16 protein-coding genes are annotated in these 14,563 nt (G+C 73.4%); 9 read left to right on the forward strand and 7 right to left on the reverse strand.

The window, feature by feature from the left end:
- Window positions 1-8: 8 nt before the first annotated feature.
- Complete coding sequence (locus VKA29_RS19960; protein ID WP_324787230.1) at window positions 9-806, reverse strand: VOC family protein; 798 nt, start codon at window positions 804-806, stop codon at window positions 9-11.
- A 164-nt stretch (window positions 807-970) separates the two neighbouring features.
- Here VKA29_RS19960 and VKA29_RS19965 point away from each other — a divergent pair, with 164 nt between their 5' ends.
- The gene (locus VKA29_RS19965) at window positions 971-1,978 is read left to right on the forward strand and encodes a zinc-binding alcohol dehydrogenase family protein (RefSeq protein WP_324787308.1); all 1,008 of its coding nucleotides are present in this window, start codon (window positions 971-973) and stop codon (window positions 1,976-1,978) included.
- 81 nt (window positions 1,979-2,059) lie between these two features.
- Here the strand turns inward: VKA29_RS19965 and VKA29_RS19970 are convergent, their stop codons facing one another.
- Window positions 2,060-2,542, reverse strand: a complete 483-nt coding sequence (locus VKA29_RS19970) for a VOC family protein (RefSeq protein WP_324787231.1) — start codon at window positions 2,540-2,542, stop codon at window positions 2,060-2,062.
- Window positions 2,543-2,773: 231 nt separating this feature from the next.
- Here VKA29_RS19970 and VKA29_RS19975 point away from each other — a divergent pair, with 231 nt between their 5' ends.
- From VKA29_RS19975 to VKA29_RS19985, 3 genes are all read left to right on the forward strand, one after another.
- Window positions 2,774-3,979, forward strand: a complete 1,206-nt coding sequence (locus tag VKA29_RS19975; protein WP_324787232.1) for an epoxide hydrolase — start codon at window positions 2,774-2,776, stop codon at window positions 3,977-3,979.
- 169 nt (window positions 3,980-4,148) lie between these two features.
- Complete coding sequence (locus VKA29_RS19980; protein WP_324787233.1) at window positions 4,149-4,802, forward strand: ATP-dependent Clp protease proteolytic subunit; 654 nt, start codon at window positions 4,149-4,151, stop codon at window positions 4,800-4,802.
- A gap of 2 nt (window positions 4,803-4,804) precedes the next feature.
- Window positions 4,805-5,407 (forward strand): ATP-dependent Clp protease proteolytic subunit, encoded by a 603-nt coding sequence (locus VKA29_RS19985; protein ID WP_324787234.1) that lies wholly within the window; start codon window positions 4,805-4,807, stop codon window positions 5,405-5,407.
- A 12-nt stretch (window positions 5,408-5,419) separates the two neighbouring features.
- On the opposite strand, the gene VKA29_RS19990 is transcribed toward VKA29_RS19985, so the two are convergent.
- Window positions 5,420-5,914, reverse strand: a complete 495-nt coding sequence (locus VKA29_RS19990) for a helix-turn-helix transcriptional regulator (RefSeq protein ID WP_324787235.1) — start codon at window positions 5,912-5,914, stop codon at window positions 5,420-5,422.
- A 224-nt stretch (window positions 5,915-6,138) separates the two neighbouring features.
- Between VKA29_RS19990 and VKA29_RS19995 the strand changes: the two genes are divergently transcribed.
- Entirely contained in the window at window positions 6,139-7,026 is an 888-nt protein-coding gene (locus tag VKA29_RS19995; RefSeq protein WP_324787236.1) for an RNA polymerase sigma factor SigF, read from the forward strand.
- Between the two features lie 27 nt (window positions 7,027-7,053).
- Here VKA29_RS19995 and VKA29_RS20000 read toward each other — a convergent pair whose 3' ends face one another.
- A complete protein-coding gene (locus VKA29_RS20000) occupies window positions 7,054-7,509 on the reverse strand; it encodes an ATP-binding protein (RefSeq protein WP_324787237.1) in 456 nt (151 codons plus the stop codon).
- A gap of 293 nt (window positions 7,510-7,802) precedes the next feature.
- Here VKA29_RS20000 and VKA29_RS20005 point away from each other — a divergent pair, with 293 nt between their 5' ends.
- A complete protein-coding gene (locus VKA29_RS20005) occupies window positions 7,803-9,080 on the forward strand; it encodes a streptophobe family protein (RefSeq protein WP_324787238.1) in 1,278 nt (425 codons plus the stop codon).
- Between the two features lie 501 nt (window positions 9,081-9,581).
- Here the strand turns inward: VKA29_RS20005 and VKA29_RS20010 are convergent.
- The gene (locus VKA29_RS20010) at window positions 9,582-9,992 is read right to left on the reverse strand and encodes a hypothetical protein (protein ID WP_324787239.1); all 411 of its coding nucleotides are present in this window, start codon (window positions 9,990-9,992) and stop codon (window positions 9,582-9,584) included.
- Between the two features lie 364 nt (window positions 9,993-10,356).
- Between VKA29_RS20010 and VKA29_RS20015 the strand changes: the two genes are divergently transcribed.
- Complete coding sequence (locus tag VKA29_RS20015; protein ID WP_324787240.1) at window positions 10,357-10,740, forward strand: nuclear transport factor 2 family protein; 384 nt, start codon at window positions 10,357-10,359, stop codon at window positions 10,738-10,740.
- Between the two features lie 126 nt (window positions 10,741-10,866).
- On the opposite strand, the gene mgrA is transcribed toward VKA29_RS20015, so the two are convergent.
- The gene (gene mgrA / locus VKA29_RS20020; RefSeq protein ID WP_324787241.1) at window positions 10,867-11,859 is read right to left on the reverse strand and encodes an L-glyceraldehyde 3-phosphate reductase; all 993 of its coding nucleotides are present in this window, start codon (window positions 11,857-11,859) and stop codon (window positions 10,867-10,869) included.
- Between the two features lie 208 nt (window positions 11,860-12,067).
- On the opposite strand from mgrA, the gene VKA29_RS20025 reads away from it, so the two are divergent.
- Together VKA29_RS20025 and VKA29_RS20030 are read left to right on the forward strand one after the other, a co-directional pair.
- Window positions 12,068-12,952 carry a LysR substrate-binding domain-containing protein gene (locus tag VKA29_RS20025; protein ID WP_324787242.1) on the forward strand — a complete coding sequence of 295 codons (885 nt, stop codon included), beginning with the start codon at window positions 12,068-12,070 and terminating at the stop codon, window positions 12,950-12,952.
- A 26-nt stretch (window positions 12,953-12,978) separates the two neighbouring features.
- Window positions 12,979-13,494: a mycothiol transferase gene (locus tag VKA29_RS20030; protein ID WP_324787243.1), complete on the forward strand. Its 516-nt coding sequence runs from the start codon at window positions 12,979-12,981 to the stop codon at window positions 13,492-13,494.
- Here VKA29_RS20030 and VKA29_RS20035 read toward each other — a convergent pair.
- Window positions 13,458-14,555 carry an adenosine deaminase gene (locus tag VKA29_RS20035; protein WP_324787244.1) on the reverse strand — a complete coding sequence of 366 codons (1,098 nt, stop codon included), beginning with the start codon at window positions 14,553-14,555 and terminating at the stop codon, window positions 13,458-13,460. The two genes, VKA29_RS20030 and VKA29_RS20035, sit on opposite strands and share 37 nt — an antisense overlap.
- Between the last annotated feature and the right edge of the window lie 8 nt (window positions 14,556-14,563).

Genomic DNA, 14,563 nt, shown 5'->3' on the forward strand with positions numbered 1-14,563 from the left:
GAAGGACCTCAGGAGACGTCCTTCAGCCGGGGCGGTTCGCCCTCGGCCCGCGTGACGTCGATCACCGAGAACTGCGCGCCCTGCGGGTCGCCGAGCGCCGCGAACCGGCCGTAGGGGCTGTCCATCGGCCCGAACCGCAGCACGCCGCCGAGCTCGGTCGCCCTGGCGACGGCGGCGTCGCAGTCGGGGACGACGAAGTAGACGTTGATGTAGGACGGCACCTCGGGCGGGAAGTCGTCCGTCATCCTCATCCGGCCCAGCACGGTGTCGCCGCCGAGGTCGAACAGGCGGAAGTCGACCGCGTCGTCCTCCATCTGCCGGGCCTGGTAGGAGAAGAGCGCCGTGAAGAACGCGTCCGTGCGGTCGGGGGCCCGGGTGAACACCTCGGCCCAGCCGTAGGCGCCCGGCACGGCCGTCGCCTCGAAGCCCTCGTGGACGCCCGGCTGCCAGACGCCGAACACCGCGCCGCCGGGCTCGCGGGCCAGGCACATGGTGCCGAAGTCGCCGACCCGCATCGGCTCCGCCAGGATCTCGCCGCCGTTGTCGCGGATGCGCGCGGCGGTCGCGGCCGCGTCCCGCGACGCGAAGTACAGGCACCACTGCGACTGGCCGTCCTGTCCGGGCATCGGCGGGACGACGGCGGCCACCGCCTTGCCGTCCGCGTAGGCCTGGGTGTAGTTGCCGTACTCCGACAACGTCTCGCCGAAGGTCCAGCCGAGGACGTCGCCGTAGAAGCGCTTCGCGCCCTCGATGTCGCCGAACATCGCATCGGCCCAGCAGGGGGTTCCCTCAGGTCGTACGGCCATGATCGTGGCCCTCTCCCGAATCGGCGGTCGGTCCGTCCACTCACGCTAGCCATCCCCGCACCGGAACGCGCGCCGAACGGTTCGGCCCCCTCCAGACTGGAAGGGAGCCGGACGGCCGGGGCCGGTCTTCGACGGGACGAGGTGCGGACATGGCGGACGGGACGATGCGCGCGTGGTCGGTGGTCACGCCCGGGCCGGTGGAGTCGGGGGGCCTGCGGCTGGTCGAGAAGCCGGTCCCGGTGCCCGCGGACGACGAACTGCTGGTGCGGGTGCGCGCGTGCGGGGTGTGCCGCACCGACCTGCACGTCGCGGAGGGCGACCTGGCGGTGCGCCGGGCGGGCGTGACGCCGGGGCACGAGGTCGTCGGCGTGGTGGCCGGGACCGGGGCCGCGGTGGAGGACTTCGCCGCCGGCGACCGGGTGGGCGTGGCGTGGCTGCGGCGGACGGACGGCACCTGCGGGTACTGCGCGCGCGGGGCGGAGAACCTGTGCCCGGCGTCGCGGTACACCGGTTGGGACGCCGACGGCGGCTACGCCGAGTACACGACCGTCCCGGCCGCCTTCGCCTACCGCCTGCCCGGCACGCTCGACGACGTGGCCGCCGCGCCGCTGCTGTGCGCCGGCATCATCGGCTACCGCGCGCTGCGCCGGGCCGCGCTGCCGCCGGGCGGGCGCCTCGGCCTGTACGGGTTCGGCGGCAGCGCCCATCTGACCGCGCAGCTGGCGCTCGCCGAGGGCGCCACCGTGCACGTCCTCACCCGCGGGGCGGCCGCCCGGCGGCTGGCGCTGGATCTGGGCGCCGCGTCCGCGCGGGACGCGTACGAGATGCCGCCCGAGCCGCTGGACAGCGCGATCCTGTTCGCCCCGGTGGGCGACCTGGTCCCGGTCGCGCTGCGCGCCCTCGACCGCGGCGGCACCCTGGCCGTCGCCGGCATCCACCTCAGCGACACCCCGCCGCTGCACTACGAGACCGAGCTGTTCTACGAGAAGCAGGTGCGCAGCGTCACCTGCAACACCCGCGAGGACGGCCGCGAGTTCCTGGCCGGAGCCGCCCGGCACGGGGTGCGCGCCACGACGCACACGTATCCGCTGTCGAAGGCCGACGAGGCGCTGCGGGACCTGAAGGCCGGGCGGTTCGACGGGGCGGCGGTCCTGCTGAACGACCTGTCCTGAATGCTCCGGAGCGCACGACCGCCCCGACTCACCCGTCCCTGCCCTGCCCGGCCGGCCGGGTGACCGGCCGGCCGGCCACGGTCATTCGCCCGCGTGCGCCTTCTCCAGGGCGGCGACGTCGAACTTGCTCATCGACATGAACGCCTCGGTCGTGCGGGCGGCCTTCTCCGGGTCCGGGTCGCTCACCATCTCGACGAGCCCGGTCGGCACGACCTGCCAGGACAGGCCGTACCTGTCCTTCAGCCAGCCGCACGGGCCGGGCTCGCCGCCGCCCTCGGTGAGCTTGCTCCAGTAGTGGTCGACCTCCTCCTGGCCGTCGCAGAAGATCTGGAACGAGACCGACTCGTTGAACGTGAACTCCGGGCCGCCGTTCAGCGCGACGAACTTCTGGCCGTTGGCCGTGAACTCCACGGTCATGACCGAGCCGGCCGGGCCCGGTCCCGCCTCGGAGTAGTGGCTGACGCGCTCGATGCGGGAGTTCTTGAAGATCGAGACGTAGTAGTGCGCGGCCTCCTCCGCCTGGCCGTCGAACCAGAGACAGGTGACGAAACCCTCGGTGGTCATGGCTACCTCCTGGAGCGTGGAACTCTGTCATCCATCCGTATCGACCGGCCCCCGCCACGAAACTCATCGGTGCGGCGGCGTCCCGAGCGAGCCGGGCGAGATCCGCGGCGCTTCGGCAGCACCCCGAAGGGGCGCGGGGAACTGCGCGACCAGCCGCGACGGCGCGGCAGACGATCCACGCGGCGTTCGATCCACGACCGGGCACCCGAGCGGAGTGCTTACGCTTCCGGCATGACGTCCGCACCTGCCGACAGTATCCGTCCGTTCCGTCTCGACGTCCCGCAGAGCGACCTCGACGATCTCCACCGACGCCTGGACCGTACCCGCCGGCCGGACGCCCTGCCCGGCACCGGATGGGCGTACGGCGTGCCGGCGGACTACCTCGACGAACTGCTGCACCACTGGCGGCACGGCTACGACTGGCGGGCCGCCGAGGCGCGGCTGAACGAGTGGCCGCAGTTCACGACCACGATCGACGGCTCCACCGTCCACTTCGCCCACGTCCGCTCCCCCGAGCCGAACGCCACCCCGCTGATCGTCACGCACGGCTGGCCGGGCTCGATCGTGGAGTTCCTGGACGTCGTCGGACCGCTCGCCGACCCCGCCGCGCACGGCGGCGACCCGGCGGACGCGTTCCACGTCGTCGTACCGAGCATTCCGGGCTTCGGGCTGTCCGGGCCGCCGGCCGACACCGGCTGGGAGGCGGGCCGGGTCGCCGACGCGTGGGCCGAGCTGATGCGGCGGCTGGGCTACGAGCGGTTCGGCGCGCAGGGCGGCGACTGGGGCGCGGCCATCTCGCGGGAGCTGGGCCGGGCCCACCCGGAGCGGGTGACCGGCGTGCACCTCAACCTGCTGCCGGGCGCCCAGCAGACGACGGAGCCGACGCCGGAGGAACTGGACGCGCTCGACGCCGAGGAGCGGGAGCGGACGCTGCTGTCGTGGCGCCGGTGGAGCGAGTGGTCGCGCGAGGGCACCGGGTACGCGGTCCTGCAGTCGACCCGGCCGCAGACCCTGGCGTACGCGCTCACCGACTCGCCGGCCGGACAACTCGCCTGGATCGTCGAGAAGTTCTGGGAGTGGACGGACTCGGAGCGGTGGCCCGAGGAAGCGGTGGACCGGGACCGGATGCTGACCGACGTGATGCTGTACTGGCTGACCGGGACCGCCGGTTCCGCGGCCCGCATCTACTACGAGCGCGCGCACGCCACGGGCCGCGCCGCCCGGCCCGCCGAGCCCTCCACCGTGCCGACGGCACTGGCCCTCTTCCCGGGCGAGCCGCAGATCCCGCTGCGGCACAAGGCGGAGCGCACCGAGAACCTCGTGCGGTGGACGGAGTTCGACCGGGGCGGGCACTTCGCGGCGATGGAGGAGCCGGACCTGCTGGTCGCGGACGTGCGGGCGTTCTTCCGGCAGTTGCGCCGGAAGGGACTGGTCTGACGACCCCTCACGACGGACCCGGCCGACAGGCCCGACGGACGCACCCGAGCGACGGCTTCGCCCGCGGCGAATCTGCTGCGGGCAGAGAAATCCGCAGGTGACGGGCGTCCGGGCGGAGAGTGGAGGGCGCGGCGTCACCGGCCGCACCACGACTCGACAAGGAGCGCCCATGTCTCCACTCACCGGCGGCCCGGGTCCGGCCCTGCTGCCCCGGGCCGAGGACGGCGACACCCCGCCCACGCGTTTCGACGACCACCTCGCCGCCCGACTCCTCGCACAGCGCATCGTGTTCCTCGGCACCCAGGTCGACGAGGTCTCCGCGAACCGGGTCTGCGCCCAGCTGCTCCTGCTGTCGGCTGAGGACCCGCGCACCGACATCGGCCTGTACGTCAACAGCCCCGGCGGGTCGGTGCACGCGGGCCTGGCCATCTACGACACGATGCGGCTGATCCCGAACGACGTCTCCACCCTCGCGATGGGGTTCGCCGCCAGCATGGGGCAGTTCCTGCTCAGCGTCGGCGCGGCCGGCAAGCGGTACGCGCTGCCGAACGCGCGGATCATGATGCACCAGCCGTCCGCGGGCATCGGCGGCACCACCGCGGACATCGAGATCCAGGCGGAGAACCTGGAGTTCACCAAGCGGACCATCGAGCGGATCACCGCCGAGCACACCGGCCAGAGCCCGGAGACCATCTCCCGGGACGGCGACCGCGACCGCTGGTTCACGGCCGAGGAGGCCAGGGAGTACGGCATGGTCGACCGGGTGGTGGATTCCCTCGCGGACGTCCGCCCGGCCGCGACGAGGCGACGGACGGGGCTGTGACCATGGGGAGTTACACGATTCCGAACGTCGTCGAGCGCACCCCGCAGGGCGAGCGGTCCTACGACGTGTTCAGCCGGCTGCTGTCGGAGCGGATCATCTTCCTCGGCACCGAGATCGACGACGGCGTCGCCAACGTCGTCATCGCGCAGTTGCTCCATCTGGAGTCGGCGGCGCCGGACAGCGAGATCGCGATCTACCTCAACTCCCCCGGCGGATCGTTCACCTCGCTGATGGCGATCTACGACACGATGAGGTTCGTGCAGGCGCCGATCTCGACGTTCTGCGTAGGGCAGGCTGCCTCCACCGCGGCCGTCCTGCTGGCCGGCGGGGATCCCGGGCGGCGGTTCGTGCTGGAGCACTCCCGCGTGCTGCTCGGGCAGCCGGCCAGCGGGGGACGGCAGGGCACGGTCTCCGACCTCGCCCTCCAGGCCAAGGAGATGGTCCGCATCCGCGCGCAGGTCGAGGAGGTGCTGTCGCTCCACACCCGCCACGACATCGCGACACTGCGCGCGGACATGGACCGCGACAAGGTGTTCACCGCGCGGGAGGCGGTGGCCTACGGCCTGGCCGACGAGGTGCTCGGCCGGCGGCTCGGCACGGTGTGACCGGTCCGCCGCTCAGGCGGCCAGGCACAGCCCGTCGTACGGCGTCGTCGACGCCCTCGGGCCGCTGTGCCGCTGTCGGGTGAGTTCTCCCTGCGCCAGCGACAGCAGGTCGCCGAGGCCCAGGCCGAGGGCGCGGGCGGCGGCCGCGAGGACCTCCGAGGAGGCCTCCTTGCGGCCCCGCTCGACCTCCGAGAGGTAGGGCATGGAGATGCGGGCGGCGTCGGCGACATCCTTGAGCGTGCGTTCCTGCGCGAGCCGCTCCCGGCGCAGGACGTCCCCGACCAGGTCGCGCCAGAGCGGCTCCTGGGGCCGCTCCCCCTTCCGGGCCCCGTCGGGAGCGTCCGCGGGCCGCGGAGCCGACGGACGCGAAGAATACGACGAATACGATGAATGTGCTGAATATGCTGAATTCGACGAATGCAGCGGGCGCGAGGGACTCGACGGACGGGATGGACGCGACGGACGCAGCGGGATGACACGGGCTTCGTTCGGCCTCTGGTTGCTCACCTGCCCAGCCTAGGAACGCCGGCTGCCGTGGGAAGGGTCCGGCGTTCCGCCCTGCGAGAAGCGCAGGGCCGGCGCGGGGTGCCCGAGAGGCCGGTGGCGGCGCCGGTTTTCCGCCGCCGCGGTACACGGCGGGCATGGTCCGTCATGCACGGGGTACGCGCAACCGGGAAGGACCGGAGCCAGACAGCACAGGACGTCGGACCGTGACTTTCGTGGGAGAGGGAATGAGAACCGCCGTGAATCGGACGAAGGCCGGGGCCGCGACCAGGACCGCCGCGGCCGGCTCGGGCGACGAGGCACTGCCGGGCATCACGGATCCGCGGGCCGTCGCCCCGCGCGACGCACGGGAGCTGTCCCGCCAGTTCTTCCGGCGCCTGACGGAACTCGAGGAGGGCACGCACGAGTACCAGTACGCGCGCAACACCCTCATCGAGATGAACATGTCGCTGGTGCGGTTCGCCGCCGGACGTTTCCGCGGGCGCGGCGACGACATGGAGGACATCGTCCAGACCGGGATGATCGGCCTCATCAAGGCGATCGACCGGTTCGAACTCTCGCGCGAGGTCGAGTTCACCTCCTTCGCGCTGCCGTACATCGTCGGCGAGATCAAGCGCTTCTTCCGTGACACCACGTGGGCCGTTCACGTGCCGCGGCGGCTGCAGGAGCTGCGGGTGGAGCTGGCCAAGGCCCGCGAGGAACTCGCCAGCCGGCTCGACCGGGAGCCGGCCGTCGCGGAGCTGGCCACCCTCATGAACATCTCCGAGCGCGAGGTCGTCGAGGCCCAGATCGCCTCCAACGGGTACAACTCCGCGTCGCTGGACGCCGCGCTCACCGGCGACGGACCGGAGGGCGGCGAGGCGGTCCTGGCCGACTTCATCGGCGTGGAGGAGGACGGACTGCGGCTCGTCGAGGACTTCCAATCGCTCGCTCCGCTCATGGCCGAGCTGGGCGAACGGGACCGGCAGATCCTGCACATGCGGTTCGTGGAGGAGGCCACCCAGGCGGAGATCGGCGAGCGGCTGGGCTGCTCCCAGATGCACGTGTCCCGCCTGATCAAGCGGATCATCGCGCGGCTGCGCGAGGGCATGCTGGGCGAACTCGGCTGCGCGTGAGGCCGCGCGGCCCTCGCGGTTTCGCGGTCAGTCGCCGCGCAGGCGCACGACGGCGCACACCCGCTTGCCCACCGGAACCCGCTCGACGGTGACCCGCTCGGCGACGACGTACACGATCTCCAGGCCGTGCCGGCCGACGCGCTGCGGGTCACGGGGGAACCGGCGCGGCAGGGCGGCGCTGCTGTCGTAGACCCGCACGGTGACGGTGGCGTCCGTGCCCTCCAGCTCCAGGATGTACGGCCCGTTGCTGTGCCGGTCGGCGTTGGTGACCAGCTCGCTCACGACCAGCAGGATCTCGTCCTCGCCGCGGCTGCCGATCTCGGCGCACCATTCGGTTCTCAGCCGGGCGACGAAGTGCGCGGCGAAGGACCGCGCCTCGGCGATGCACCCCGGTTCACCGCTGTAGTGCGCCGCCCGCCGAAGCGGTTCCACGGGCACGTCGAAACCTGTCGGAACCACTGCCCCGCCCACTTGGTCGATCATGCGTTTCTCTCTCGAAGCCGGACTGGCCGGACGTCTGCTGCACCACTGCTCGTACCCCGCCCCGGGCCGCACAGTCCCCCTGTCCCGCCCGGAAAGGGCACCCGGCCGACGCGGTGCCCGGCGCCTGCGGTGCACTGTACGCGGACACGGAACGCGGAGACGGAACGCGGACACGGGCGCCGAGCCCGACCGGGAAGCGGCCAGGGCGAAGAGGCGGCCGGAGCGCGGCGCGGGCCGACGCGGACGGCCCTTCCCGGCGGGCGGGCCGCGGTGCGGCTGCCTAGCGTGGCAGGGTGAGTCCGCGTACCCCCTCCGACCGGGCCGCGGCCCGGCACGGCTGGCCGCAGGCGCTCCTCGCGGTGGTGGCCGCGGTGGCCGCCATGGGCGCGGTCGCCGCCCTGGGACTGTGGGCGGCCGGGGCGGGCGATCTGCCCGACGGCGCGTTTCCCCGGGTGGTCGCGGCGACGGTGGTCACGGCCGTCGGCGGCACGATCGAGTTGTCGGGCAACGCCGGTGCGCTGGCCGGCACCGAGGCCGCGCTGACCGTGATGCCGCTGTCGGTCACGCTCACCGGGGCCCTCGTCCTCGCCGCCGGGTTCCTGCGGCCGCTGCGGCACCGGGCGGTGGCCGCGGGTGCGGAGGCGGCCGGCTGGGCCGCCCGGATCGCCGTGCTGTGGCTGCTCGCGCTGCTCGGCCTCGCTCTCGGCGCCCGCCACACCTTCGCGCTGTCCCTCGGCGACGAGACGCTCGACCAGATCGGCGGCCTGTTCGGCGTGTCGCCGAAGGTCGGCTTCACCGCGGCCGTGGCCCGGACGCTCGCCGTCGGATCGCTGTGGCTGGCCGGTGTGCTGGTGCTGGCGCTGCTGGTCACGCGCGGGGCGCCGCTGTCGGGCCGGCTGCTGCGCTTCCAGGAATCGGTGCGGCCGGCCGCGTACGCCATGGTCGCCCTGCTGCTGGCCTACGTCGCCCTCGGTGTCGTCGTCGGCCTGGTCGTCGCGGCGACGCGCGGCCACGCCCGGCAGACTCTCGCGGTGATCCTGCTCGGCCTGCCCAATCTGGCCTGGCTCGCGCTCACCCTGGGGCTCGGCGCGGCCTGGCGGGGCCGGGTGGAGGGCCCGTTCGGGCTGCCCATGCCGCACGTGCTCGACGAGGTGCTGCGCACCCCGGACGTCTCCACGCTCGATCTGCGCACCCTCGCCGAGTACGACGGCCGGGTGTGGTGGCTGGTGGCGGTGGACGCGGTGCTGATTCCGGCCGCGGCCTTCTTGATGGCCGCGCGCTCGCCCGCTCGGACGCGGGCCTGGCAGCACGTCCTGCGCATGGCGGTGGCGCTCGCGCTGACCGTGCTGACGATCTGCCTCACGGGCCGGATCTCCGCGTACTACGGCCTGTCCGTGCTCGGCATCGGCGACCTGGGCGGGATCCTGTCCGGCCGCCTGTTCCTGGAACCGCTGCTGTGGCGGGCGCTCGGCCTCGCCGTGCTGTGGGGGGCGGCGGCCGGCCTGCTCGGCGCGCTGTCGGCCCGGGCGGTGCGGCGACGGGGTACGGCGGACGGGCAGCGGGAAGGATGACGCCCGGCACGGAGCGCGCACGGGACGGATCCGCCGTACCGGCGGCCTGTGCCGGGAAGGAGCCCCGGGCCCGCCGCCCGTGAGTGGCACCGCGCGCCGCCCGGACCCACGCCCGCGCCCGCGCTCACGCCCGCGACCACGCCCGCGCCCGGGAGGCCCCGGCCCGGCCGGGTCGGCGCCGGGGCGGGGTCGGCGCCGTCCCGGCGGGCATGGCGTGCCGGGCGCGAGCGTGGGCGGGCCGGGATCCGGGTCGCCGGTCAGTCCGCCGGGCGCGGTCCGGGGGCCGTTCCGACGGTGTCGGCCCTCGCGCCGAGCGCGCACCGCGAGGGTGTCGGCCGTCCCGGCCGGGGTGAGGCCGATGTCGCCGAGCGGATCGCGTCCGGCGCGGTGGCCGCGGCCCGGGTCCGCCGCCGCGGAGTCTGTCCCGGTCCGCGGGACCGGTGCGGGCGCGGTCGTCGTGACCGGCCGGGCGGGCGCCCGGCGCGCCGGGTCCGGGCGGTCTCAGCCGACGGGCATGACCAGCGCCGGAACGATCCGCTGCATGCGCAGCGCGTCGACGGACTCCGCGAGCAGTTCGTACTCGGTGGTGTCGTCGCTGACGGCGATCCGCACCAGCCGGCCCATGGCCAGTTCGTCGGCGACGAGTTCCTGCCGGTCCGGATCGCCGCACCAGGCGCGCAGTACGGTCGGCACGTCGAGCACGGTGTCCGCGACCGGGACGAGCGAGCCGGACGGGAAGTGTCCGGCCTCGGGCAGCGGGTCGAGTCGGTCGGCGATCCAGTTGGCGCGGTCGCGCAGCCACCACAGGGCGAGGGCGAGGGTGGGGGCCCGGTAGGTGCCGAGGGGTACTCCGATGCGCCGCCCTCCGCAGGTGCCGTACGCGGTGACATGGCACAGGAATTCGTCGTGCACGGTCGCTCCCCCGTCGCGGCGTTCGCCTGCCGGCCGGCCTCGCTTTCGGTGCGGGTCGTGTGCGGTAAGTGATCAGGGCTTCGCTCTGTGAAGTCGCTCACAGTCGAGTATGTCCACTGTCGGAACACTGTCACCACGACTTTTTGGCCAGTCTCTTGGCATATTCACCGCGCCTGTTGGCCGAAATCCTGCGGGCGGCCCGTCGGTGGCGGAGCGGCCGAGGGGCGGCCGGGGGTGCGGGCCATTACCCGAGGGGTAATCGACGGTGCCGGCCGCCCGCGGGCATGGTTGCGGTACCGGGTCACCGCGAGGCGGGATCCGGGATTCCGAGCAACGACCACCGTTCTGATGGAGGCGATCAGCCATGTCCGCGAACACCGACCGTTACGAGAACGCCGTCGCCCGCTACTTCGAGGCCTGGAACGCGCATGAGCCGGAGGCGCGGGCGAAGGCGGTCGCCGCCGCCTGGTCCGCGGAGGGCACCTACACCGACCCGCTGGCCGACGTCGGCGGCCACGAGCAGATCGCGGCCGTGATCGCGGCGGCGCACGAGCAGTTCCCGGGCTTCGTCTTCCGGCTGACGGGCTCGGTGGACGGCCACCACGACACGGCGCGCTTCGCCTGGGAACTGGTGAGCGAGGCGGACGGCTCCGCACCGGTCGCCGGATCCGACGTCGTCACCCTGGACGCCGACGACCGCATCCGTGACGTGCTGGGCTTTCTCGACCGGGTGCCCACCGGCGCCTGAGGGGCCGCCCCGGCGACGCCGTCCGCCGCTCCCGGCGCGCACGCTCCGCCGAGCGGGCGCCCACCGGGAGCGGCGGACGGATCAGGCCACGCCGGCAGGACCGAACGGGGACGGCACCCCCGCGGCTCAGCCCTTCACGATCGCGTCGATGCGGGCCAGTTCGTCCTGGTCGAAGTCCAGGTTGGCGATGGTCGCGACATTGTCCTCGATCTGCCGCGGGCTGCTCGCGCCGACGAGGGCGGAGGTCACCCGGCCGCCGCGCAGGACCCAGGCCAGGGCGAGCTGCGCCAGGGACTGGCCGCGGGACTTGGCGATCTCGTCGAGGGCGCGGAGCTTGCCGACCAGTTCGCCGGTGACCGCGTCCGCGTTCAGGAAGGGGCTGTCGCTCGCCGCCCGGGAGTCCTCGGGGATGCCGTCGAGGTAGCGCGAGGTGAGCAGGCCCTGCTCCAGCGGGGAGAAGACGATCGAGCCGACCTGGAGTTCGTCCAGCGCGTCCAGCAGGCCCTCGTCCTCGGGCCGCCGGTCCAGCATCGAGTAGCGCGGCTGGTGGATCAGGAGCGGGGTGCCCAGCTCGCCCAGGATGCGGGCGGCCTCACGGGTCTGCTCCGCCGAGTAGTTGGAGACGCCGACGTACAGCGCCTTGCCCTGCTGCACCGCCGAGTGCAGGGCGCCCATCGTCTCCTCCAGGGGAGTGTCCGGGTCGGGGCGGTGCGAGTAGAAGATGTCGACGTGGTCCAGGCCCATCCGCTGCAGGCTCCGGTCGAGCGAGGACAGCAGGTACTTGCGGGAGCCCCACTCGCCGTACGGGCCGGGCCACATCAGATAGCCGGCCTTGGTGGAGATCACCAGCTCGTCCCGGTGGCCGGCGAAGTCCGCCTTCAGCGCCTCGCCGAGCGCGGACTCGGCCGCGCCCGGCGGCGGCCCGTAGTTGTTCGCCAGGTCGAAGTGGGTGACGCCGAGGTCGAAGGCGCGGCGCAGGATGGCACGCTGGGTCTCGACCGGGCGGTCGGGGCCGAAGTTGTGCCACAGGCCGAGCGAGAGCGCGGGGAGCTTCAGGCCGCTGCGTCCGGTGCGCCGGTAGGGCATCTGCGCGTAGCGGTCGGGGTGTGCGGTGTACAACGCGACTCCATGGGGTTGGCACACGGGATGACCGGTTCCGGGGAACCGGTCCCACTCTGTCGTGGTCCGGGGCCAGCGGTCCAACAGGCAAGTCAGATGGGATTCAGCGGGGCGGCTTCTGAATCGCGCCCGGCGGCCACGGGCGTGAGGGTCCGGCCGGACGTCCGCTGCCTACCATGGGCGGACGTTCGACACGAGAGAAGGCCCGATGGAACTGCGTCACCTCCAGCACTTCGTCGCGGTCGCCGAGGACCAGCACTTCACCCGGGCCGCCGAACGGCTGATGGTGTCCCAGTCGGGCCTGTCGGCGTCGATACGGGCGCTGGAGCGGGAGTTGCAGACGCCGCTGTTCGTCCGGACGACGCGGCGGGTGACCCTCACCCAGGCGGGGCGGGCACTGCTGGGCGAGGCGGAGCGGATCCTGGCGCAGGTGCGGGCGGCGCACGAGGCGGTCGCGGCCGTGCAGGGCGTGCTGCGAGGGACGCTGTCGCTGGGCACCGAGCAGTGCATCGCCGGGTTGCACGTCGCGGGGCTGCTCGCCGCGTTCCGGCGACGCCACCCGGACGTGGAGATACGGCTGCGGCAGGCGGGGGCGGGCGCGCTGGCGGAGGAGGTCGCGGCGGGCCGGCTGGACCTGGCGTTCGCCTACCGCACCCAGGCGGACAGCGATCAGCTCAGGTCGGTGTCGCTGACGAGCGAGCCGATGACGGTGCTGTGCCACGCCTCGCACCCGCTCTCCGTCGCCGGCGCCACCGTCGCCCCGGCCGACCTCGCCGACGAGGTCTTCGTCGACTTCCAGCCGGACTTCGGGCCCCGCCGCGCCACCGACGCCGCCTTCGCCAGGGCGGGGGTGCGGCGCACGGTGTCGCTGGAGGTCAACGATGTGCACAGCCTGCTGGACCTGGTCGGCGAGAACCTCGGTGTCGCCGTCGTACCGCGTCACTTCCGGTACAAGCGGGCGTCGCTGACCGCCCTGGATCTGAAGGACGGCGGCGAGCCGGTGTACGAGAGCGCCGCCCTGCTGCCGCCCCCGCAGGCCACCAGCCCCGCGGCCCGCGCGCTGATGGCGCTGCTGGAATCGGGGGGCGCGTAGGCGGCGGCGGGGGGATGGTGGGAGGTATGCATGCCAAAGACATCCTCATCGACGGGTACGGCCGCATCCGGGAAGAAGTCCACGCCGTCGTCGAGGGCCTCGGTCCCGACGCCCTCAACGCCCGCCCCTCCGGCGACGCCAACTCGATCACCTGGCTGGTGTGGCACCTCACCCGCGTCCAGGACGACCACGTCGCCGACGCCTTCGGTCTCGACCAGGCCTGGTCGGCGCGGGACTGGCAGGGACGCTTCGGGCTCGACCTGCCCCGCCACGACACCGGCTACGGACACAGCCCGGCGAAGGTCGCCAAGGTGCGGGTCGACTCCGGCGACCTGCTGACCGGGTACTACGACGCGGTGCACGAGCAGACCCTCCAGGCCCTGCGCTCCCTCGCCGCCAAGGACCTGGAGCGGATCGTGGACGAACGCTGGGACCCGCCGGTCAGCCTGGGCGTGCGGCTGGTCAGCGTGCTGTCGGACGACCTGCAGCACGTCGGGCAGGCCGCTTACGTGCGCGGGCTGCTGGGGAGCACCGCCGCGTAGCCCGGCAGGACGACGTCCTCGATCAGGGCGTTGCGCTCGTCGAACGGGATGAAGGCGCTCTTGAGGGCGTTCAGCGTGACCGTGCGCAGGTCCCGCACCGTCCAGCCGGCCTGCTCGACGAGCAGGGACATCTCGCGGGTCATGGTCGTGCCGGACACCAGACGGTTGTCGGTGTTGAGGGTGACGCGGAAGCCGAGGTCCTTCAGCGCGGTGATCGGGTGCCCGGCGATCGAGGTGGCCGCGCCCGTCTGGAGGTTGGAGGTCGGGCACATCTCCAGGGCGATCCGGCGGTCGCGGACCCAGCCGGCGAGACGGCCGAGCTTGCCGGCCGCGAGATCCGGGATGTCCTCGGTGATGCGCACGCCGTGGCCGATGCGCTGGGCGCCGCACACCTGTACGGCCTGGTGGACGCTGGGCAGGCCGTAGGCCTCGCCGGCGTGGATGGTGAAGGGGACGCTCTCGCGGCGCAGGTGCTCGAAGGCGTCGAGGTGGTCGGCGGGCGGGAAGCCGTCCTCGGCGCCGGCGATGTCGAAGCCGACGACGCCGGCGTCCCGGAAGGCGACCGCGAGGTCGGCGGTCTCGCGGGTGCGGTCGAACATGCGCATCCCGCACAGCAGCGTGCGCACGAGCACCGGCGTGCCGGCCGCGGCCGCCTTCGCCATGCCGGCCGCGAGCCCCTCCTGGACGGTCTCGACGACCTCCGGCAGCGTCAGCCCGCGCCTGACCATCAACTCCGGGGCGTAGCGCACCTCGCCGTAGACGACGCCGTCGGCGGCGAGGTCGAGGACGTACTCCTCGGCGGCGCGCAGCAGGCCCTCGCGGGTCTGCAGCACGGCGAGGGTGTGCTCGAAGGTGGCTATGTAGCGCACCAGGTCGCCGGAGCCGGCGGCCTCGACGAACCAGGCGGCGAGTTCGTCCGGGTCGGTGGTGGGCAGGGTGTGGCCGGTGTCGGCAGCGAGTTCGACCACGGTGGCGGGGCGCAGGCCGCCGTCGAGGTGGTCGTGCAGGACGGCCTTGGGCAGGCGGCGGAGGGTGTCGGCGTCGATGCGCGGCGCGGTCATGGGCGGGG

The organism is Streptomyces sp. H51, from assembly GCF_035656535.1.
Taxonomy (GTDB): domain Bacteria; phylum Actinomycetota; class Actinomycetes; order Streptomycetales; family Streptomycetaceae; genus Streptomyces.